The sequence below is a fragment of the Terriglobus roseus genome, from assembly GCF_900105625.1.
Lineage (GTDB): Bacteria > Acidobacteriota > Terriglobia > Terriglobales > Acidobacteriaceae > Terriglobus > Terriglobus roseus_B.
This window is the reverse complement of sequence record NZ_FNSD01000001.1, coordinates 4,438,684-4,459,004: the sequence shown is the minus strand read 5'-3', so window position 1 is coordinate 4,459,004 and position 20,321 is coordinate 4,438,684. Positions and strand designations below refer to the sequence as shown.

Annotated in this window: 19 protein-coding genes; 16 read left to right on the top strand and 3 right to left on the bottom strand. The window is 61.7% G+C overall.

Features of this window, described 5'->3' with window-relative positions:
- Positions 1-26 precede the first annotated feature (26 nt).
- The 4 genes from BLW03_RS18505 (at position 27) to mscL (ending at position 2,945) form a co-directional block, all read left to right on the top strand.
- Positions 27-869: a PGN_0703 family putative restriction endonuclease gene (locus BLW03_RS18505; RefSeq protein WP_074655466.1), complete on the top strand. Its 843-nt coding sequence runs from the start codon at positions 27-29 to the stop codon at positions 867-869.
- A gap of 188 nt (positions 870-1,057) precedes the next feature.
- Positions 1,058-2,140, top strand: coding sequence for an S-methyl-5-thioribose-1-phosphate isomerase (gene mtnA, locus BLW03_RS18500; RefSeq protein ID WP_074655465.1), 1,083 nt, complete (start codon positions 1,058-1,060; stop codon positions 2,138-2,140).
- Positions 2,124-2,432 carry a permease gene (locus tag BLW03_RS18495; RefSeq protein WP_074655464.1) on the top strand — a complete coding sequence of 103 codons (309 nt, stop codon included), beginning with the start codon at positions 2,124-2,126 and terminating at the stop codon, positions 2,430-2,432. Before mtnA ends, BLW03_RS18495 begins: the two co-directional genes overlap by 17 nt.
- Before the next feature lie 48 nt (positions 2,433-2,480).
- On the top strand, positions 2,481-2,945 hold the full coding sequence (gene mscL, locus BLW03_RS18490; protein ID WP_074655463.1) for a large conductance mechanosensitive channel protein MscL: 465 nt from the start codon (positions 2,481-2,483) through the stop codon (positions 2,943-2,945).
- Between the two features lie 247 nt (positions 2,946-3,192).
- Here mscL and thiC read toward each other — a convergent pair whose 3' ends face one another.
- On the bottom strand, positions 3,193-4,674 hold the full coding sequence (gene thiC / locus BLW03_RS18485; RefSeq protein WP_074655462.1) for a phosphomethylpyrimidine synthase ThiC: 1,482 nt from the start codon (positions 4,672-4,674) through the stop codon (positions 3,193-3,195).
- 146 nt (positions 4,675-4,820) lie between these two features.
- Here thiC and BLW03_RS18480 point away from each other — a divergent pair, with 146 nt between their 5' ends.
- From BLW03_RS18480 to BLW03_RS18455, 7 genes are all read left to right on the top strand, one after another.
- On the top strand, positions 4,821-5,294 hold the full coding sequence (locus tag BLW03_RS18480) for a cytochrome c maturation protein CcmE (protein WP_074655461.1): 474 nt from the start codon (positions 4,821-4,823) through the stop codon (positions 5,292-5,294).
- 411 nt (positions 5,295-5,705) lie between these two features.
- A complete protein-coding gene (locus BLW03_RS18475) occupies positions 5,706-6,404 on the top strand; it encodes an ABC transporter ATP-binding protein (RefSeq protein WP_074655460.1) in 699 nt (232 codons plus the stop codon).
- A complete protein-coding gene (gene ybaK, locus BLW03_RS18470) occupies positions 6,401-6,886 on the top strand; it encodes a Cys-tRNA(Pro) deacylase (protein ID WP_074655459.1) in 486 nt (161 codons plus the stop codon). The genes BLW03_RS18475 and ybaK overlap by 4 nt, the downstream gene beginning before the upstream one ends.
- A complete protein-coding gene (locus BLW03_RS18465) occupies positions 6,883-7,563 on the top strand; it encodes a heme exporter protein CcmB (RefSeq protein WP_074655458.1) in 681 nt (226 codons plus the stop codon). The genes ybaK and BLW03_RS18465 overlap by 4 nt, the downstream gene beginning before the upstream one ends.
- Before the next feature lie 65 nt (positions 7,564-7,628).
- Entirely contained in the window at positions 7,629-8,321 is a 693-nt protein-coding gene (ccsA, locus tag BLW03_RS18460) for a cytochrome c biogenesis protein CcsA (RefSeq protein ID WP_074655457.1), read from the top strand.
- Position 8,322: 1 nt separating this feature from the next.
- Positions 8,323-8,448, top strand: coding sequence for a hypothetical protein (locus tag BLW03_RS21170; protein WP_280138037.1), 126 nt, complete (start codon positions 8,323-8,325; stop codon positions 8,446-8,448).
- Between the two features lie 81 nt (positions 8,449-8,529).
- Positions 8,530-9,642 (top strand): YncE family protein, encoded by a 1,113-nt coding sequence (locus tag BLW03_RS18455; protein ID WP_074656147.1) that lies wholly within the window; start codon positions 8,530-8,532, stop codon positions 9,640-9,642.
- Between the two features lie 192 nt (positions 9,643-9,834).
- On the opposite strand, the gene BLW03_RS18450 is transcribed toward BLW03_RS18455, so the two are convergent.
- Positions 9,835-11,967 (bottom strand): thioredoxin domain-containing protein, encoded by a 2,133-nt coding sequence (locus BLW03_RS18450; protein ID WP_074655456.1) that lies wholly within the window; start codon positions 11,965-11,967, stop codon positions 9,835-9,837.
- A 178-nt stretch (positions 11,968-12,145) separates the two neighbouring features.
- Positions 12,146-14,422: a TolC family protein gene (locus tag BLW03_RS18445; protein ID WP_074655455.1), complete on the bottom strand. Its 2,277-nt coding sequence runs from the start codon at positions 14,420-14,422 to the stop codon at positions 12,146-12,148.
- A gap of 300 nt (positions 14,423-14,722) precedes the next feature.
- Here BLW03_RS18445 and truA point away from each other — a divergent pair, with 300 nt between their 5' ends.
- The 5 genes from truA to BLW03_RS18420 all read left to right on the top strand — a co-directional run bounded on the left by truA (position 14,723) and on the right by BLW03_RS18420 (position 20,314).
- The gene (gene truA / locus BLW03_RS18440) at positions 14,723-15,631 is read left to right on the top strand and encodes a tRNA pseudouridine(38-40) synthase TruA (RefSeq protein ID WP_074655454.1); all 909 of its coding nucleotides are present in this window, start codon (positions 14,723-14,725) and stop codon (positions 15,629-15,631) included.
- Positions 15,628-16,905, top strand: coding sequence for a M20/M25/M40 family metallo-hydrolase (locus BLW03_RS18435; protein ID WP_074655453.1), 1,278 nt, complete (start codon positions 15,628-15,630; stop codon positions 16,903-16,905). The genes truA and BLW03_RS18435 overlap by 4 nt, the downstream gene beginning before the upstream one ends.
- Complete coding sequence (locus BLW03_RS18430; RefSeq protein ID WP_074655452.1) at positions 16,902-17,861, top strand: DMT family transporter; 960 nt, start codon at positions 16,902-16,904, stop codon at positions 17,859-17,861. Before BLW03_RS18435 ends, BLW03_RS18430 begins: the two co-directional genes overlap by 4 nt.
- A gap of 226 nt (positions 17,862-18,087) precedes the next feature.
- Positions 18,088-19,728 (top strand): trypsin-like peptidase domain-containing protein, encoded by a 1,641-nt coding sequence (locus BLW03_RS18425; protein WP_074655451.1) that lies wholly within the window; start codon positions 18,088-18,090, stop codon positions 19,726-19,728.
- Positions 19,729-19,885: 157 nt separating this feature from the next.
- On the top strand, positions 19,886-20,314 hold the full coding sequence (locus BLW03_RS18420; protein WP_244502159.1) for a peptidoglycan-binding protein: 429 nt from the start codon (positions 19,886-19,888) through the stop codon (positions 20,312-20,314).
- Positions 20,315-20,321 lie beyond the last annotated feature (7 nt).

The following is a 20,321-nucleotide window of genomic DNA, read 5'->3' as shown; positions in this document are numbered from 1 at the left end:
GCCTTCTCATCGCCTAGAATCAAAATATGCCGGGCCGCGCCGAACTCCCCGAAGCCGCACCACGAACCGCATCGCAATTACGTCGCGAACTGAGCGCGCGCAATCTTGCACTTGCCTCTCAGCACGCGCATGAGACGACCTACAGCTCCGTAGCCAGCGTCCTCTACCGCGAAGACGAGACCGGAAATCACGGCAACTTCTTCCCGGCTTCGTACAAGCGCATCCGAGCCAACGCAACATGGTCACAACGGCTAGCGAAGACCTACACGGCCTCCAGCCGCATCGTGCGTGGCAATGAGCGCGAGCGCGCTGAACTCGATTGCAGCAACAGCAGCGATGCGCTGCTGATGAACATCTTCTGCCATCCGAAGACGCTGCAGTGCAAAGCCCTGCAGGCACTCCTACACGCTGAGCCCGAAGCAAAACCAGAGTTCGGCGTCCGCGTTCGCACACCCATCGCGAACGAACTGGAAGACCGTACCGAGGTCGACATGCGCCTGGGTGACCTGCTGGTGGAAGCCAAGTTGAGTGAGAGCAACTTCCAGACTGCTCGAGCCGACCTGATGGCGCGCTATGAAGACTTTGAGCTCTTCTTCGACACCGAGCGCCTGCCACGCGCACGCGGCCAGTTTCGTGGCTACCAACTGCTGCGCGGGGTACTCGCTGCGGCGCATCACGACGCCCGCTTCGCCGTGATCTGCGACGGCCGCCGGCCAGACCTGCGCGAGGAGTGGTTTGCCGTCGTCGCCTGCATCAACGCATCAGCACTGCGAAGCCGCATGATCTTTCTGACATGGCAGGAGATCGCGAAAACTTTGCCGCGACCCCTAAAGGCGTTCCTGGGCGTGAAGTACGGCATTCATTCGTGATTCGAAGGTGCAGACGTCGACTTCGGACGTATGGTGGGAGAACCCGATCCTTCGCTCCGCTGCGCTACGGCAAGGCGGGCGGACTACCGAGATGACGGGGACAGAGGGGTCAGCTCTGTTTGTCCATCCTATGAAGCGCGTCACTGGCTTTCAGCGCCCAAGCGCCCAGAGCAGTAAACTGATAGACGATGATTCCTACCCTCGAATGGACCGATAAGGGCGTCAACTTCCTCGATCAGACGAAGCTGCCGCTGGAAGAGACCTACGTTCTCGCAACCACCTACCAGGACGTTGCCACCGTCATCCGCGACATGATCGTCCGCGGTGCGCCGGCAATCGGCGTCTCCGCCGGGATGGGTATGGCGCTTGCCGTACAGAAATCGCCCGCGACCACCGTTGACGGCTTGCTGAAGGATGTTGACGAGGCGGCAGCCGTGCTCGCCGCGACGCGTCCTACCGCGGTCAACCTGTTCTGGGGCATCGAGCGCATTCGTACGCTCGTTCGCAAGCTGGCAGCGTCGCAGCCCGCGGATCGCAGTGATGCGGACAAGATCAAGGCCATTACCGACGAAGTCGTGGCCGAAGCGAATCGCATGTACGACGAAGACATTGCGGCATGCAAGACGATGGGCCAGTTCGGCGCGGACCTGCTGCCGAAGAAAGGCACTGTCCTGACGCACTGCAACGCGGGCGCGCTTGCCACCTGTGGCTACGGCTCGGCGCTTGGTGTCATCCGCGCAGCTGTCGAGCGTGGGCATGAGATCGACGTCCTCGCGGACGAGACGCGCCCCTTCCTGCAGGGAGCTCGCCTGACCGCGTGGGAGCTGATGAAGGACAACATTCCAACGTCCGTCCTGTGTGACAACATGAGCGGCGCGCTCATGCGCCAGGGCCGCATCCAGGCCGTCATCGTCGGCGCAGACCGCATCGCAGCCAACGGAGACGTCGCCAACAAGATCGGCACCTACACCGTCGCAGTCCTCGCAAAGGAACACGGCATTCCCTTCTACGTTGCAGCGCCCTGGGCCACGGTGGATATGGCAACGAAGCACGGCGATGACATCCCCATTGAGCAGCGCAGCGCCTACGAGGTCACCCACTCCAACGGCAAGCAGATGACGCCTGACAATGTGGGCATCGAGAACCCGGCATTTGACGTAACCCCCGCGAAGTATGTCACCGGCATCATTACCGAGCGCGGCGTGCTCTATCCCCCGTATGGCGACACCATGCTTGCCATGCAGGCCGAGGTGAATGCGGCCACCGTCTAATTCGTGGCTGCAGGACTTTGCAGATTGGCGCAAACGCTCGCTCGTGCGCGCCAATCTGCTGGTTCTTATTGCTCTGCTCTCTGCCTTCTGGCTGTCGAACTTCCCTCACAATCGCCTGTCGTACTGGATTGTTCTGCCGCTGCTGCTGTCCTTTGCTGGCACTGCAGACACGTGCCGCTGCATGCGCACGCGCTGGAGCTGGTACCACGGAGGCGTGGTGCTTTGCGCCTACATGGACCTGATGGCCGTCTGCATGATCGCTTTCTTTCTCATCTACCCTTTATGGCTGTGAGCCGAGCAGCAGGACGTGTAAGCTGATTCGAACAGAAAGGGAGACCATATGCTGAAAGGCTTTCGCGACTTCATCCTGCGCGGGAACGTAGTCGATCTGGCGGTCGCTGTCATCATCGGTGCGGCCTTCGGAGCAATCACCGCATCGTTGACGGCAGACGTCATCACCCCCATGATCTCAGCGCTCGTCGGCGCACCGGACTTCTCAAGCATGGTCTTCCACATGCCGACGCTGCGCACCGTCGTGCCGCCAAACCCGCTGCCGGCAAACTATGTGCCGCCGGGTGAGATCCACATCGGCAAGTTCCTGAACGCACTCATCAGCTTCCTGTTGAACGCAGCCGCAATCTACTTCATGATCGTCGTTCCCATGAAGTACCTGATGGCGAAGTTCGAACCGGCTGCGCCTCCGCCACCGCCCTCCACCAAGACCTGCCCACAGTGCCTCAGCGACATCCCCGTTGCTGCGACCCGCTGCAAGTTCTGCACGGAGCCCGTCGCACTGCAGGCGTGACCACACAGGTACATCCATGCAGATTCCGGCTGACAATGGTTCGATGGCAGTGCATCCTCATCTGCGGGGAAGTCGATTCCCCCGCGTGAGGCCGCACTATGCACGATCTGTTGATTGCAGTCTGCTTTCTTGCCATGGTGATTAGTCCGGCGGTGGTCGCACTTCGCGACACTCCAGACTCGACTCTGGAGAAATAAAAAGGGCCGCACAGGAATGTGCGGCCCATCTTCCTTGGATCAACGTCGGTCTACCCGCGCAGCGCCAGCTGCTCCGTCACGATCTGTGTCAGCTCCGGCTTCTTCAGACCGTGCACTTCCTCGTTGTACTTGTCGACCTTGCTCGACCAGTTCATCGAGCAGAACTTCGGTCCGCACATGCTGCAGAAGGCCGCTTCCTTGTAGTAGTCGTCTGGCAGCGTCTCATCGTGCATGCCGCGGGCCGTCTCAGGATCCAGGGACAGGTCAAACTGCGCATCCCAATCGAACGTGTAACGCGCGTGCGAGATCGCGTCATCACGATCACGTGCGCCGGGACGGTGACGCGCAATGTCCGCTGCGTGCGCGGCGATCTTGTACGCGATGATGCCGTCCTTCACGTCCTTCTCGTTCGGCAGACCGAGGTGCTCCTTCGGGGTGACGTAGCAGAGCATCGCCGCGCCATGCCAGCCGATCATGGCCGCGCCAATGGCCGAGGTGATGTGGTCGTAACCAGGAGCGATGTCGGTGACCAACGGTCCAAGCACGTAGAAAGGAGCGCCATCGCAGAGCTCGACTTCCTTGTCGACCTGCTCCTTGATCTTGTCCATCGGCACATGACCGGGGCCTTCGATCATCACCTGGACATCGTCTTTCCAGGCCTGGCGGGTCAACTCACCCAGCGTCTTCAGCTCGGCAAACTGTGCCTCGTCCGAAGCGTCCGCAACGCAACCCGGACGCAGACCGTCACCCAGCGAATAGCTCACGTCGTACTTCGCCATGATCTTGGTGATGCGGTCGAAATTCTCGTACAGGAAGTTCTGTTTGTGGTTCGCCGTCATCCACTGCGCCAGGATGGCGCCACCGCGCGAGACGATGCCGGTGATGCGCTTCGAGACCATGGGCACGTACTGAATCAGCACGCCCGCGTGGATGGTGAAGTAGTCGACGCCCTGCTGCGCCTGCTCCTCGATAACCTCGAGGTAAAGATCGATGTTCAGATCCTCAACACGCTTGACACGGCTCAGTGCCTCGTACAGCGGCACGGTGCCGATGGGGACGGGCGAGTGCCGGATGATGGCCTCGCGAATCATCGGGATGTCGCCACCGGTGGACAGGTCCATGACGGTGTCTGCGCCGAAGTGGACTGCGGTGTGCAGTTTGCGGAGTTCCTCGTCCACGTTGGAGACGAGCGCGCTGTTGCCGATGTTTGCGTTGATCTTGCAGAGCGAGCCGACGCCGATTGCCATGGGCTCAAGCTCAGGGTGCATGATGTTCGCCGGGATGATCATGGTTCCCTTGGCGATCTCGCTGCGGATGAACTCCGGTGCGAGCTTTTCCTTGTGCGCAACGTAGGCCATCTCTTCCGTAATGAGACCCTTGCGTGCAAAGTGCATCTGGCTCATGTTCGTATCGCCGGTGCGTGCAGCCTCTTCGCGGCGCTTGACAATCCACTCCGCGCGCGGCGTGGGCACGTCATACTGCTTTCCGTTGCCATTGTGTCCGTTACCATTGCTGCCCGCGAGTGCGCTCATCTGCCGTGTCTCCCTACGTATGACTTATGGCGAAGTATACCCGTTTGGCGCGGTCGACGAGGCGGCGTAACCGTTCCAGCAGCCCTAAAGACAGTGCGATCATCGGCACGGCAGCCCCGGCGAATGCGCGGTAAAATGGAGAAGCCATGAACACCAAAAGCGCATCGTCTTTAAAGGTCATCGTTGCATCCGTCGTCATCATCGCGGCCGTGCTCTACCTGGCCATCAGCGGCGCGCGCGACAGCAAGGCCACCAGCTACTACTGCACTATCGGCGAGCTGCAGGGCATGGGCAACAAGGCGTACAGCCGGAATCTGCGCGTAGCGGGCAATGTGAAGCCCGGCAGCATCCACCGCATGGGTACCCATGCCAGCTTCGTTCTGCTGGAGCTGGGCAAGGAACTGCCGGTAAGCTACGACGGCGCCGAGCCGCCACCCGACACCTTCAAGGACGACGCGCAAGCACTCGCCATGGGCCATCTGGGCCGCGATGGCACCTTTCAGGCCAACCAGCTCCAGGCCAAGTGCGCCAGCAAGTACGCTCCCGCCAAGCCCGGAGACAAGCCTGCTGCCAGCCCGGCGGCGGGAACGACCGCCACGCTTGTAGTCCCAGCCAAGTAGGACGTTCTCGGGAGTCTCAAAGAGACTCTTCCGACAGCTGGTGCGCGGAGCGGCAAAGCCTTCGCTGATCTGGATTGAGGGTTTCTGGATCCAGGGCGTTCGGAAGGGCACAGCTTCAGCTGTGCCGGAAACTCTCAAAGAAGCGAGCGGCTTTAGCCGCTGAGGCACGCTTTCCTCGCGCTGAGACGAAAGCTCAACCGCAGGGGCTAAGGCCCAATCTACCGGCTAGTGCAAGTAGGCACCGCTGAAGCTGTGCCGTTCCCAATCGATCAAGATCGAAGCTCAGCTCGGAATCCGTGCCGTATTGGCGAGGCAAACCACAGTCGGCCCTGCTTACGGTCGCGCCTGCGCCAACTCCAGAGGCGAAGTCGCGGCCCGCCAACCGAATTCGGCGCACTATACTCGGAAACGATGCAGTCCAGTCTCATCCCCGCCGCCAGTGTCAGTAACCTGTCCAAGCTCTACGGCAGCTTCGCTGCGCTCAAGCGCGTTACGTGCGAGTTCCCTGCCGGCGGCTTCCACGTCTTGCTGGGCCCCAACGGTGCGGGCAAGTCAACGCTTTTACGTGTCCTTGCAGGTCTGATCACACCCACCAGCGGGACAGTCAACACGCTGGGAAGCAACCCGCACGCTGCGCGCGCACGCATGGCCTACATGAGTCACGCTCCCATGCTCTACGAAGAGCTTTCGGCCATGGAGAATCTGCGCTACTTCGCCCGGCTTCAGAATCCAGGTGCCACCTGCGACTGCAGTGGATCACCCGAGATGGCGCTGCGCGCCGTCGGGCTCGATCCCACGATCCGTCGCCCCGTATCCGAGTTCTCACAAGGCATGCGCCAGCGAGTTTCCATGGCGCGCGCACTCGTGGCCGATCCGGAACTGCTGCTGCTCGATGAACCCTTCAGCAACATGGATGTGGGCGGTGCGAAAGAGCTGGTGCAGCTGCTCCTCGACTTCCGCACCTGGCCGCTGCCTGGTGGCGCACAACGAACGGTCATCGTCACGACCCATCAGTTTGAACTCGTGGCAGAAGCCGCCGACCAAATCGTCACCATGCGCAGCGGGTCGATTGTCACGGCCGAAGCGCCTGCGGGAGCGACCGCCGCGTGAAGACGAATGCCGCGCGGCTGCTGGACCGCCTCAACATCCCCTACTCGACTCGCGAGTACGAGGTTGATCCCGACGACCTGACCGCCACCAACGTGGCACGAAAGATCGGCATGCCGGCCGAGCAGGTTTTCAAGACACTCCTCTGCCGTCTGGGCGATGGCGAGTACGTCTTTGCCGCCATCCCCGGTGATAGTGAGCTTGATTTAAAGAAGTTGGCCCTCGCCGCGGGCGCCAAGAAGGCCGAGCTCGCCGGGCTGAAAGATGTTGAACCGCTCACCGGCTACATCCGCGGCGGCGTGACCGTCATGGGCGCGAAGAAGGCCTATCGCGCTTTCGTCGACGAGGCAGTCGAACTCTTCGAGACCATCAGCGTCTCTGCCGGCATGCGTGGGCTTCAGTTAATCCTCGCTCCAGCCGATTACATCCGCGCTGCCGAGGCCGCGGTTGCCGACCTGACGAAAGCTCTGGTGACTCCCTCGTGAACTACGCGCGCACCGTCTGGCTGCACCTCAGGAAAGACCTGCAACTGGAATGGCGAAGCCGCGAGGCCGTTGCGGGTATGTTGTTTTTCACGCTGCTGATCGCCGTGGTCTTCGCCATGGCCTTCGACCCCACGGGCTACCCGACGCTTGCTCGCCAAATGAGCGGCGGTCTGCTGTGGGTGGGACTGCTCTTCGCCGCGACTACATCGCTGAACATCTCATGGGAGCGTGAGCGCCGTAACCAGGTGCTGGACGCGCACCGCATGTCCGCCGCCCCCGCGTCCGCCCTGTTCCTCGGTAAGGCCTTCGCCAACCTGCTGTTCGTGCTATTCGTCGAGGCGGTCCTTGCGCCGGTCTTCGTCGTCTTTTACAACCTGCACCCGCTGGGCGAGATCAAGTGGTTGTGGCTCATCCTGCCGCTGGGCACCTGGGCCATCGTGGTCAACGGCACTTTCTTCGCTGCTCTCGGCCTGCGCAGCCGCAACCGTGCGCTGATGCTGCCGGTCATCCTCTTCCCTATCTCAATTCCGGCGCTGCTGGGCGTCACCCAGGCCACTACGGGCGTCATCACGGGTGAGTTTGAACCGCAAATGTGGATTCGCCTCATCTTCGGGTTTGACGTCATCTTCACCACAGCCTGCATCCTGTTGTTCGATACCGTCCTCAACGCCGAATAACGCCCAGACGCCGGGCCGAATAACACACCAGCCAAGCGCTCCAACCGGTAGACTGGATAACGATCATGAAGCGTTATTTCTGGATGTTGTGCGGCTTCAGCGTGGCCCTGCTGGCCATAGGCTTTTACGAAGCTGTCTTCGTTGCGCCGGTCGAGGCCACCATGGGATCCATCTACCGGATCTTCTATTGGCACGTACCCATCAACATCTCCGCGGAGATCTTCCCGTACATCAACATGATCGCGTCTATCGCGTTCCTGTATTTCCGTCGGACGAAGCAGGAACTGGCGGCAAAGCTGGACGCGCTTGCGATTGCAACGGCTGAAGTGACGGTGATGTACGTCGGCTTGGGCCTGGCGACTGGCATGCTTTGGGGCCGACCGGTGTGGGGTATCTGGTGGGCGTGGGATGCCCGACTTACGTCTGCGCTGATGCTCTTCCTGCTGTACGTCAGCTATATCCTGGTGCGTAAATTCTCGACGAGTAGCCAGGCACCCGTCATCGCGGCAGTCCTCAGTGTCTTTGCCGGTATCGATGTGCCCATTGTCTTCATGAGCATCCGCTGGTGGCGCACGCAACATCCCGCGCCGGTTCTTACGGGAGATGGCTCGCTCGATCCTTCCATGTGGCCCGCGTTTCTCTGGAATGCGGCAGCTTGGTTCTGCTGGGGTACCGCGCTGATCTGGGCGCGTTACGCCATCGTTCGACGCGAGCAACGTGCAGAAGAACGCGCTGCACTGCGGGCTCTGGAGGCCTGACATGCAACCCACCGTCAACAGCATGCACTTCCTTTGGGCCGCCTACCTGCTGGTCGCTGGCGTCAACATTGTTTTCGCACTGTGGCTCCGCGGTATGTGGGTCAAGCTGAATCGCACGGAAGACTAAGGATTGATCGCCGTGCGCCTCACTCGTACCCTTGCATTCGCGTCTCTTCCCTTGCTGCTGTTCGCAGGCGGGTGCCGACGCATGCGTTTCCCCCAGCTTGCGGACAACTACCGTGAATACGCTTACGTCACCAATGGCGGCACAGGTACTGTCAGCGTTCTGGACCTGGTGAACTTCCGCACGGACCGCACGTTGAAGGTCGGCGAGACGCCCTCCGCTGTCGCTGCGAATCCCGCCAGCAACGAGGTCTACGTCGTCAATACTGCGAGCGGCACGGTGTCCGTCATCGACGCGAACAACAACGCCATCGCAGCTACCATCGGCGTGCATCGGCAGCCATCGAGCATTAGCGTGGACCCGAAAGGGGAACGTGCTTATGTCACCAACACCGGCTCCAACACGGTAAGCGTGCTTGATCTGACGAATCATCGGGAACTCGCAAGCGTCGGCAGCGGTGAGCAGCCCGCGACGGTGAAGGTTGCACCGGACGGACGCTCGCTTGTTGTCGCAAATCGCGGCAGCGGCAGTGTCTCTGTCTACGAGATCACGAGCGCCCCGATGCCGCGCCTTCGCGCCACCTTCGGCAACTGCGCGGGTGCGAGCGACGTCGCGGTCCTGAGCGATTCCTCCAAAGCCTTTGTTGCCTGCTCTGCCGACGACCATGTGCTCTCCATCAGCCTCGCGACCGCACCCGGGACATGGCCCGCCAAGCAGGATCCGAGCACGATGCAGGACCACCTGATGGCTCGCCTCCGCGTGGGCCGCATGCCAATTCACCTGTCCGTGAAGCCTGACGGGGGCGAAATCTTCGTCAGCAACGCAGGGTCAGGCAGCGTCAGCGAGATCTCGACCTTCACCAATGAGGTTGGCGGCACCTATCCCATTGGCACGCAGCCTGCGAACGGCATCGTCAGCGACGACAACACCTCGCTGTGGGTATCGAATGCCGGCGCCGACTCGGTCAGCCTGTACGCCATCGACGAAGGCCGCATGTCGATGAGCGTTCATACCGGTCCGCAGCCGACAGCCATGGCACTATCGGCAGGACAGCCCGTGCTGCTGGTCGCCGATTCCGGCGGCAGCGACGTTGCTGTGATCCGCACCCGCGACACGAACGGCCCGGAGCTCTTCACCATGCTGCCGGTCGGCACGCACCCCAACGCAATCGCGATCAAGTCCTTCCGCACGCGGTAACGACTTCGTTCCCTTGTTCTCCTGAGCGAAACGCAGCGCAGCTCAAGTGCCGTTGAAGATCCCGCATTCGTCTGGCGACAGCGCCAGGTGGGAGCGCCGCCGCGCGCATTTGTAGCGCCGCCAGCTAATTCAAGTCCTTCGACTTCGCTTGCGTTCAGGATGACAACATCCTCGGAGGAAATGAAACCGTACTTAGAGTGCATCTACCGCATTTAACACTGCGGCCAATTCTGCAGCATCGCGAATGGGCGGCTGGCAGGTCACACCGCTGCATACCAGCGCGACTGCTTCATCGCTTTCAGGCAGATGCGGCAACGTCTCGGCGAGCGCGGGCGGCAGCGAACCAAGCTGCGTGCGCGCGATACGGATGACGGTCTTGTTCACGGCAAAGCGCGCGAGCGCCACCATCTCAAGTTGCGCTGCCCTCGCACCGCCGCCAACGATAACGACCTGCACGGCGGGACGCGCCAGCCGTCCCAGCGCCAGGCCGAAGGTCGCTCCGTAAAGCCCGAGATGCTCGACGATGGCGGCGAAGGTCTCCAGCGTCTCTTGTGCAGTTTCGCGATAGCTCTCGTCGCCGGTAAGGGCATGTAGCCGCAACAGCAGCGAAGCCGCCGCGGGATTACCTGCGGGCGTGGGCGCGTCCTGTACTGGCTTGCGGCGAGTACTGAGCGCGCCAATCGTCTCCGTGGAGTCCGAGGCCGTATCGAAGAAGCCGCCGCCGCGGCCGTCATAGAACTTACGCAGCAGCGTCGTCGCGATCACTCGCGCGCCGTTGAAATACACGATTTCGCCCGTGGCTTCCCACATGTCCAGGCACGCATGCCCCAGGAAGACATGGTCGTCCAGCACTCCCGCAACATCCGAGTGCGGCGCGGCCGGGTCGCTATAGGCGACGACGTGCTTCACAGAGCTGTCGACCAGCGCCGCATCCAGAACGCGGTCGAGCGACTTGCGTGCAAACGCGCGTGCTGCCGGCATCTGCAGCACGCGTCCCGCGCGCACATAGGCGGAGATGCACATGGCGTTCCAGCCCGTGTAGATCGTCTTATCGACGAAGGGCGTAGGGCGCTCAAGCCGGGATGCCAGAAGTTTCGCGCGGATGACCTTCAGCATCATCGGTGCGATCTCTTCATCGACTCCTGACTGTTGTGCCGCCTGCTCCAGCGTCATCGGGCGGAAGAGGACGTTGCGCGCAGGATCGTGATGCATATCACCCACGGCGCCAATGTCGAAGTAAAGCTCGGCGAGCTTCAACTCATCTTCCGTCAGGACAGCGGCTGCTTCGGCACGCGTCCATGTGAAGTAGTTGCCGTCATCGTCCAGCGATAGATCCGCGTCCTGCGAACCGTAGAAGCCGCCACGCTCACGGTCGCTGAGCCACTCATCCATCCACTGCATCGTGGCGCGCGCGGCATCGGCGCATTCCGGATCAACGAACGTTTGGAATGCGTGGACATAGGCCCGCAGCAGTTCGCTGTTGTCATACGCCATCTTTTCGAAGTGCGGCACCACCCAGCGCTCATCGACCGAGTAGCGATGGAAGCCGCCGGCAAGCTGATCGAAGATGCCGCCACGCGCCATCTTCTTAAGTGAGACAAGCGCAGTCTCCGCACACTGTGCCGCCTTTCCGCCAGGACGCGACGCCGCGTCCAGCAGCATCTCCAGCGCAGCAGGATGCGGGAACTTGGGCTGCGATCCAAAGCCACCGTGAATCGGATCGAACTGCTTCAGAGCTCCTTCAACCAGCTTGTCCAGCAAGTCCAGACTTGCGCTGGAGGCATCGAGATCCGTCGCCTCGCCCGTGAAGGTCTCACTGTATTCGATGGCCTCCATCACACTGCTCGCGGACTCTTCTACCTCGTCATGTTTGTCGTAATACGAGCCCGCCATCGTCATCAGCACGCGGCGAAAGCTTGGCCGGCCGTAGCGCTCTTCCGGCGGGAAGTAGGTGCCGCCAAAGTATGGCCGGCCGTCGGGTGTCAGGAAGGCGGTCAGTGGCCATCCGCCCTGTCCGCTGATGGCGGCGACTGCCGCCTGGTAACGCGTATCCACGTCAGGCCGCTCATCGCGATCCACCTTCACAGCGACAAAATACTCGTTGATCAGCGCTGCAGTCTCAGCGTTCTCATAGCTCTCGCGATCCATCACATGGCACCAGTGGCACCACACAGCACCAATGTCGAGCAGCACTGGCTTATTCTCTGCTGCAGCGCGCGCGAAGGCCGCATCACCCCACTGCTCCCACTGAACGGGCTGATGCATAGCCGAACGGAGATAGGCGGACGAGGCAGAGGCGAGTGCGTTCAGAGCTTGATCGGACATCTATCCAGTTTAGTGGAGTTGAGCGTGCTGCACGCGGCAGACGGATTGAGCCGACGGGCTGGGTACCAGGTTTGGGGCGCTCGTTTCACAGAGAAAAGAGACCTTTGGGACGTGTAAAGAGGAAGGGCGAAGAGGCCATTGCCCCTTCGCCCTTCCCACCTGCTCTTGTTGCTTCAGACTACCGAGGTGTTACTGCTCCAGGTGCCGGGCGGGTAGTGTCCGGCGGCAGCGGTGCCGGAGTGCTCGTCAGCGGCCTCGGAGCGGCTGGTGCCTGCGGTGCCGTCAGTCCGGGAACGACGGGAGCCGTCGTCATGGTGCCTGCGGCTGCCTGCACCAGCGAGATACCGTAACGATCGAGTGTGTTCGCCAGGATCGAGAGCAAACCGCCGCGATCACGAGCATAGACGGCGGTTGCGGTGATCAACGTGTTCTCCGCTGTGGCCAGGTTGCGCTCCTGCTGAAGCACGTTCGCGGTGGTCGACGCACCAAGCCGGAAGCGCTTCTGTTCCGCATCCAAAGCCTGTGCCTGGTAGTCGCGAGTCGCCTGCGCCGCAACCACCGATGCACGATCATTCGTGAGTGCAAACTGGCCGTTGATGACCTGGATGCGGAGCTGTGTGTACAGCTGCTGCAAGCGCATCTGTGCCTGACGGTATTCCATCTGCGAACGCGCCTGATCAGCCTGCGCCGGGCGGTTTCGGATGGGAATACTCAGCGTGGCGCCGACGCCCTTGTCTGGTGCGCTGTTGTTAAAGCCGTTCTGGAATGCCGTGCCATAGCCGCCAACGTTTGTCAGGCCGCAGTTCGCCAGGGTCGGGTTGCTGGTACAAATCGTCGACGTTGGATTCGGATTACCAGCGATGCCAGTGCCGCCATAAAAGGCATACGCATTCAGAATCGGCAGAAGGCCGTTCTTCTCCGCCTTGATGGTGATCTTGTTGTTATCCAGCGTCAGCAGCCCCTGCTCCACGAGTGGGTTGTTGATGTAGGCCTGCTTCACCAGGTCTTCCACCGGCATATCTTCTTCCGGCGTACGTTCCAGACTGACACGGTCCGTTGGGATGACCGGCGCGTTGGCCAGGACGGGGTCGTTCAGATCGCGGACGATAGCCTGCTTCATCAGCAACTGCTGATACTCCAGGTTCGACTGCGACGTGGTCAGCGACTGCCGGTCGGTCGATACGGCCTGGTCGCTGTTGACGATATCCAGCGGCGCGAGCGTTCCGATTTCAAGCTGACGGCGATTATCCGATGCAAGCTTGGTCGACTGCTCCAACGCACGAGTCTTCGCCTGTACATCCTCATAAGCGGAAACAAGTGACCAGTAGATGCTCTCGATCTGGGTGACCGTCGAAATCAACTGCTGACGGAAGGCAGAATCGGCAATGCGGCGATTGTTCTTCGCCTGCACCACGAAGCGGTTCTGGATGCCAGGGCCAAAGCCCTGCAGCAACTGCTGTGTGACCGTTGCCTTGAATGCCGAGTTGAAGTTCGGACGATAGGACGTCAGGGTCGACGAGGAAGAGACGCGCGAGTTCGTGAACGACACCTGCAACTGCGTGCCGGTCGAAAACCCTTGCAGGTAATTGAAGTTGTAGGTTCCCGTCGTCGTCTCGGTTGGGTTAGCGTTAAACAGGTTCGATGTGCCGGTAGAGGTCGTACCGGTACCCGTTGAGCCCGTACCGGTTGTGGTTCCTGTGCCGGTACCTGTACCCGTACTAGTCGACGTGCTCGAAGTGCCGCCGCCCAGGCTCGATCCGCCCGGTGTCGTTGCATCTTCGTATTGGATCGTTCCCGTGAGGAGGCCGTCACGGTTCAACGGCGTGGGGCCACCGCCATTGGTGCTGAGCACAAGGCCCGAAGCGCCGGTACCGGAACCGCCGGAGGATGTTGTGGTGCCGCCTGGGCCACCACCGCCGGTCACGGTAGACGATGTCCCGCCAAGTGTGTTCGTTACGACGCCCGAGGACACACCGCGCAGCGTGCTGCCAGCCTTTGCGCGGAGGATATCCGTATCCGCAATGTCCAGGTTGACTCGTGCAATTTCAATGTCGTAGTTGTTTTCCAACGTCAGCAGGACAGCGTCCGAAAGACTCAGATAGAGCTGTCCGTTACGCAGAAGGTCGGCAAGCTTCGGGGTATTCGACAGACGCGGCGCGTCGTAGTCGGTGGAGGTGTAGGGCCCAAGCGGATGCTTGAAGCTATAGGCCTTCAAATTGCTGTAATCCTTGCCGGACTTGCGAAGATACAGTGGCCCCGGGTGCGCCGGTTCCGGCGCCTGGGGAATATCCGGACGACCGGTCGTATCCACCTGCTGCGCCTGAGGCGTGGCAGGTGCAGTCGGATTGGTCTGGGTGCCCCCGGCGGTTTGCGGTGCGGCTGCCTGCGCAAGCGCAGACACGTCAGATCCCAGAGTTCCCATCAGCAACAGAGCGACGCTCGCTGCTCCCTGCATGTTTCCTGCTCTCACGCCTCTTCTCCAGCCAATCCGAAAGTATTCCCTTACGAAGACGTGCGCCAGCGTCGTATGGACGCACTATATTCCGTGCGATCCGCCATTCGCGCATCCCCATTGAGGTTTGCAACGGGCAGGCATGGTTTTCATCTGCAAGGGTTTGTGACACACGGCTTCTCCCGTGGGGCACGATCCCCTGATCAAACGCATAGACCGACGCAGGTTCTTCGGAAGACAAAGTATAGCAACCGGCAACACCCGTTCGCATGGGTGCTGCATGGTACGGTTCAAACAGCCCCGATGTTCCCTCTTGACCGAGAACATTCCGGAGAAAACAGCGAAGCCGGAAGACCGCCGGACGCACCGCCCGCGCGCACCTTCCGCCTCTCCGTGGCCTACGACGGCACGGATTTCTTTGGCTGGCAGGTCCAACCTGGACTGCCCACGATCCAGGGAACGCTGGCAGCGGTCGTCCGCGACGTCACCGGCGAGACCGTTCTACCGCAAGGCTCCGGCCGCACCGACACGGGTGTCCACGCCTCGGCACAGAGCGTGTCTCTGACGCTGCAGGTGAACATCCCCGCGGACCGGCTGCATACGGCGCTGAATCGCCGCCTGCCCGCCAGCATCCGCATCGTCCGCCTGACGGATGCACCTGCCGACTTTCACGCTCGATCCGGCGTCCGCGATAAGACTTACGAGTACCGCATCTTCCAGCGGCGAGTTGCCGGCGACAGAACGGAACGCATCTGCCTGCCGCCGATCTCCCGTTATGTATGGGACTGCCGCTGGCCTTTGCAATTGGAACCGATGCAGCACGCAGCCGAGGCATTTGTCGGGACGTACGACTTCACCTCTTTTGCCGCATCCGATCCGGATCGCACCCGGCGACTACTGGACGCAGGGGAGCCGGTCGACAACGTCCGCACCATCTTCAGTTCGGGCTGGCGTGCTTTGGATGGCCTGCTGGTCTATCGCGTCACCGGCAGTGGCTTCCTCCATCACATGGTTCGCAACATTGTCGGTACCTGTGTCGAGATCGGAGCGGGACGCATGCCCGCCGATGCTGTCCCCACCATCCTGGCCGCTAGTGATCGCCGACAGGCAGGTGCCACCGCGCCACCACAAGGCCTGCATCTGGCGGAGGTGAACTACCTCGCCGACGTCACCGGCTCCCAACAGAATTCTGGAACGGTGGCGGCCGTATGATCTTCCGCGAACGGCCAAAAGAGCCGTTGCCGCTGGCGCGCATCGCCAACCTGGCGCAGGACCGTGCGGTGCATCGCGCCTTCGCCTGGCTGCACCTGCATGAGCAACGGATTCGCGCATGGCAGAAGGAGCTGGTCGCGATCCCAGCGCCTCCCTTCGGTGAGGCGGCGCGTGCCGCATGGTTCGCCGACCGCATGCTCGAACTGGGTCTCCATGACGTCCACATCGACGATGCCGGCAATGCTCTTGGACTGCTGCGGCCTGACGATGGCGAGTCGAACGTCGCCCTGCTCTCAGCGCATCTCGACACCGTCTTCGCGGGGGACACGGACCTGGAGATACGGCAGGATGAATCACTGTTGATTGGTCCCGGCATCTCCGACAACGGGGCTGGTCTCGCCGGCCTGCTGGCGCTGGCCGCTGCTATTCGCCATGCGGATTTGAAGCCAGTGAACAACATTCTCTTTGCCGCCAACGTTGGCGAGGAAGCAGAAGGCAATCTCCGCGGCATGCGGCATCTCTTCACCGGGTCGCCTTTCGCCCAACGCATCTGTGGCACGCTGGCTCTGGAAGGTGCGGGGACCGAGATAATCGTCACACGAGCGCTCGGCAGCCGCCGGTTCCGCGTCGAGATAACGGGCCCCGGTGGCCATGCATGGACTGACTCGGCGGTCGCGAATCCCATCGTTGCGCTCAGTACCGCCATCGCCGAGGTTTGCTCCCGCACATTGCCTGTCCGACCGCGAACGACCTTGAATGTGGGCGAGATCCGGGGCGGTACTTCGGTCACAGCCGTGGCGCAATCGGCCGAGGCCACCTTCGATCTGCGGTCTACCGACGCCGGGCAATTGCTGCTGCTGGAGGTACATCTCTACCGTGCGGTTGAGGACGCGGTACTGGCCGCAAATCGCGCCAGCAGTGGCGAGAAACTGCAGGCGCAGATCACGCTCATCGGCGATCGTCCTGCGGCGGAACTCGACCCGAATTCGCGCCTGCTCGAAACAGTTCGAGCGGTGGACCGGCACCTTCGTCTGCGCACCGAAGAGAGGCTTGGTTCGACAGACGCAAACATCCCGCTTTCGCTCGGCCTGGAAGCCGTGGCCATTGGAGCAGGCGGCCTCGCAGGCGGCGTCCACACCACCAACGAATGGCACGACACGCGAGGCCGCGACCTGGCACTGCGGCGCGTCCTGCTGATCCTTCTGGACCTTTGTGGCAACATCGAATCCGACGAAACTGAGAGCGACGCAGCATCCGGTGCAGGCCAGCCATGACTGGCACGACGCGCCGTCAGTCCGTGCTGGCGCACCTGCTTCTGTTAGCGACGGTCGCCGTGTGGGGCGGAACCTTCGGCGTCGTGAAAGGCGCTCTGCGCGACGCCTCGCCACTGCTCTTCAACCAACTGCGCATGATTCTTGCCTTCGTCGCGCTGGCGATCCTGCACGCGCGCGAGTGGCCACGCATGGGGCGCGATGCGATCAAGGCAGGCGTTGTCGCGGGCTTCTTTCTCGCGGCCGGATACGAATTGCAAACCGCCGGGCTGGTGTACACAACACCCGACCGCTCGGCGTTCCTGACGGGTCTGGTCGTCGTGTTGGTTCCGCTGTGTAGCGTGGTACCGAGACTTCACGCGCCCGGCGCCTCCAAGCCCCGTGCGACAGCTCTGCTGGGTGCGACCGGCGCCTTTGCCGGCATCGTTTTGTTGACCACCCCTGCCGGTATGCCGCTGCGTGAATTCACCCGAGGTGTCAATCGCGGAGATGTCCTCAGTCTGCTCTGCGCCGTTGCCTTCGCCGGGCATCTGCTGTCACTGGCCCATCTCGCGCGGCGTATTCCAACGGCACAACTGGCGACATTACAGATCGGCTTCGCGGCTGTCTTCATGTCCATCGCGACACCGGCCATTGAACACACGTACCTGCACTGGACCACGTCACTGGTCTTCGCGCTGGTTGTCTGCGCCCTGCTCGCAACGGCCGCTGCGTTCAGCATCCAGTCCTGGGCGCAGCAGCATCTCCAGGCAAGCCACACGGCTCTCCTGCTGGCGCTGGAGCCAGCCTTTGCACTGCTGACCGCCCTTTTATTTTTCGGAGAACGCCTCACGCTCCGCTCCGCCTCGGGCGCAGCCCTCATATTCTGCAGCCTGGTGGCGAGTGAACTACTGTCGGGCGCGGTGTCCGAACAGCCCGAAGGAAATCTGATTCTCGAAGGCCAGTCAGAAGAACGATAACCGCCCGGCAGCGTATCGCCACGCACCGGATTTTGGGTCGAAGCTTCATCCGATGGACCGATGCAGACGAATTGAAACTGCCAGAGTGGAATCACAAGCCAACGGTGGCGCATAATCGCCGACAGGCAATTCCACGCATACAAATCGCCCCAAACGGCGTCTAAAAGTCCACGGGCCTGAAACACAGGCTCCCGATGTTGCACAAAGAACGAGGACATTACACTTCATGGCACCGATTCAGTCCTTCCCAGAAAGACTTCGCTCGCACCGGCTTGCAGCCACCTTTGTGCTGCTCGGAACACTCTCAGCCGGTGTTATCGCCGGCTCCGTGCTCACGGGCACCGTGCACGGCGCCATGCAGCAGAAGGCAGATACCAGCGACGCCACGCCCCTGCGCGTGCCGCCGCCAGCGAGCCAGCCGAACCAGTTCACACAGATCGCAAAGCAGGTTGGTCCTGCTGTCGTGAATATCAACACTGAGTCTTTGCCCAAGCAGTCGACCGCTCCCAAGGGACGCCGTGGCATTGTTCCGCGTGGTGGTCAGGGCGGTGATCAGGGCGACATGCAGGATTTCTTTAACCGCTTTTTCGGCGGGAACGGCGCCCCTGGCGGCGGTGATGGCGATGACGATGACGATCAGGCCGGTCCTGCAGGCGCTGAGCGCCGCGCGCTCGGATCGGGCTTCATCGTCGATCCCCGCGGCTACATCGTGACGAACAATCACGTCGTAGACAAGGCGGACAAGATCAATGTCAAGCTCTCGACCGACAGTGAAAATGACCCGGGCCGCCCGGCGCGCGTGATCGGCGTCGATAAGGAAACCGATCTCGCCGTCATCAAGATCGACGCGCCCAGCCCCCTGCCAACTGTGAAGCTCGGCAACTCGGATGGCGCGCAGGTGGGTGACTGGGTTCTTGCGATCGGCAGCCCGTTCTCACTCTCGCAGACTGTAACCGCCGGCATCGTCTCCGCAAAGAACCGCACCGAGCCCGGTGGTGGCAGCCAGTTCCAGAAGTTCATTCAGACGGACGCGGCCATCAACCCCGGCAACTCCGGTGGTCCGCTGCTGGACATGACCGGCTCCGTTGTTGGCGTCAACACTGCCATCTACACGCAGTCCATGGGTTCCGTTGGCGTCGGCTTTGCCGTCCCGTCGAACACCGTTATCAGCGTCTACAACATGCTGATTTCGCCGGAGCATAAGGTCGTACGCGGATCGATCGGCATCTCCTTCCAGCCGACGCTCTCCTCCTCGGTTAGCCGCGTTTACGGCTTCGCCAAGGGAGGCGTTCTGGTCAGTACCGTCACCCCCGGTGGTCCGGCAGCCAAGGCGGGCATCAAGGCTCAGGATGTCATCACCGCCATCGACGGAAACGCTGTCAAGGATGGTGACGACCTGGTCTCGAACGTGGCGCCTCGCCGTCCCGGTTCCAGCGCTCGCCTGACCTATCTCCGCGATGGCAAGGAAAACACCGTGACGGTTGCCATTGCTGACCGCAACGACACCGCTGTCGCCATGAATGGCGGCGAAGATGACGATGCAACACCCGGAAAGCCATCGCCAAACGTCTCGCAGGATAAGTTCGGCATGTCCGTTACCACGGTTCCGCAGGAGATGCTGTCTCGCCTGAAGCTCTCGGGTGGCGTCGCGGTATCGAACATCAAGCCGGGCTCCTTTGCCGATGATCTGCCGCTCAGCAAGGGCGACATCATCACCGAGGTCAACCGCCACGCAACGCCGAATCTCAGCGAGTTTGAGTCGGCGATCGCGAAGCTGAAGTCCGGGGATGACGTTGTCTTCGTCGTCCACTCGCCCAATGCACGTGGTGGTGGCGGATCCAGCTTCGTCGGTGGTCGCCTGCCGTAACGCCAATCCAAGCCAAACCGCGCCGGCAGCCCGTCAAATGGGCTGCCGGTGTCGCTTTGGAGCGACACACTACCCTTGCGCCTGTGTTTAGAAAGGTGTGTACTGTGTGAAATCAGCCGATCACACGATACGAATACCATTGTTGTTGAGGTTTGCTATGCGTTCTTCTTCCCCCCTTACGACCGCAATCCTGACCGCCGCCGCGATCCTGCTGACCGCGCTGCCGTCTGAGGCGTCCCGCATTCGGCGAGGCCCCACCGCTCCCCGGCACAAAGTCACCAAGGCCGACAAATCCCCGCACCAGCGCGCTATCGATGACACGCGCGCCATGCAGATCCAGGGTGCGCTTGTAAAGGCCGGCTACCTTAGCGAGGCCAGCGGTCACTGGGACAATGCCAGCGAAGCTGCTATGCAGAAGATGCAGGGTGACAATGGCTGGCAGACGAAGATCGTTCCTGACTCGCGTGCCCTTATCAAGCTGGGCCTGGGCCCGAACGCTGAATTGGCGACCGCTCCCCTGCCCGTCGCCGGGGTGACAGACCACGATGCAGCCCAGGATCAGTCCGAAGAAGTCGCCGGAAAGTAATCTGTGC

What these genes read in the sequence shown, in the direction of transcription:
- BLW03_RS18505 (WP_074655466.1), top strand. Translation starts at nt 27, where the DNA reads ATGCCGGGCCGCGCCGAACTCCCCGAAGCCGCACCACGAACCGCATCG.
- mtnA (WP_074655465.1), top strand. Translation starts at nt 1,058, where the DNA reads ATGATTCCTACCCTCGAATGGACCGATAAGGGCGTCAACTTCCTCGAT.
- BLW03_RS18495 (WP_074655464.1), top strand. Translation starts at nt 2,124, where the DNA reads ATGCGGCCACCGTCTAATTCGTGGCTGCAGGACTTTGCAGATTGGCGC.
- mscL (WP_074655463.1), top strand. Translation starts at nt 2,481, where the DNA reads ATGCTGAAAGGCTTTCGCGACTTCATCCTGCGCGGGAACGTAGTCGAT.
- thiC (WP_074655462.1), bottom strand. Translation starts at nt 4,674, where the DNA reads ATGAGCGCACTCGCGGGCAGCAATGGTAACGGACACAATGGCAACGGA.
- BLW03_RS18480 (WP_074655461.1), top strand. Translation starts at nt 4,821, where the DNA reads ATGAACACCAAAAGCGCATCGTCTTTAAAGGTCATCGTTGCATCCGTC.
- BLW03_RS18475 (WP_074655460.1), top strand. Translation starts at nt 5,706, where the DNA reads ATGCAGTCCAGTCTCATCCCCGCCGCCAGTGTCAGTAACCTGTCCAAG.
- ccsA (WP_074655457.1), top strand. Translation starts at nt 7,629, where the DNA reads ATGAAGCGTTATTTCTGGATGTTGTGCGGCTTCAGCGTGGCCCTGCTG.
- BLW03_RS21170 (WP_280138037.1), top strand. Translation starts at nt 8,323, where the DNA reads ATGCAACCCACCGTCAACAGCATGCACTTCCTTTGGGCCGCCTACCTG.
- BLW03_RS18455 (WP_074656147.1), top strand. Translation starts at nt 8,530, where the DNA reads ATGCGTTTCCCCCAGCTTGCGGACAACTACCGTGAATACGCTTACGTC.
- BLW03_RS18450 (WP_074655456.1), bottom strand. Translation starts at nt 11,967, where the DNA reads ATGTCCGATCAAGCTCTGAACGCACTCGCCTCTGCCTCGTCCGCCTAT.
- BLW03_RS18445 (WP_074655455.1), bottom strand. Translation starts at nt 14,422, where the DNA reads ATGCAGGGAGCAGCGAGCGTCGCTCTGTTGCTGATGGGAACTCTGGGA.
- truA (WP_074655454.1), top strand. Translation starts at nt 14,723, where the DNA reads ATGTTCCCTCTTGACCGAGAACATTCCGGAGAAAACAGCGAAGCCGGA.
- BLW03_RS18435 (WP_074655453.1), top strand. Translation starts at nt 15,628, where the DNA reads ATGATCTTCCGCGAACGGCCAAAAGAGCCGTTGCCGCTGGCGCGCATC.
- BLW03_RS18430 (WP_074655452.1), top strand. Translation starts at nt 16,902, where the DNA reads ATGACTGGCACGACGCGCCGTCAGTCCGTGCTGGCGCACCTGCTTCTG.
- BLW03_RS18425 (WP_074655451.1), top strand. Translation starts at nt 18,088, where the DNA reads ATGGCACCGATTCAGTCCTTCCCAGAAAGACTTCGCTCGCACCGGCTT.
- BLW03_RS18420 (WP_244502159.1), top strand. Translation starts at nt 19,886, where the DNA reads ATGCGTTCTTCTTCCCCCCTTACGACCGCAATCCTGACCGCCGCCGCG.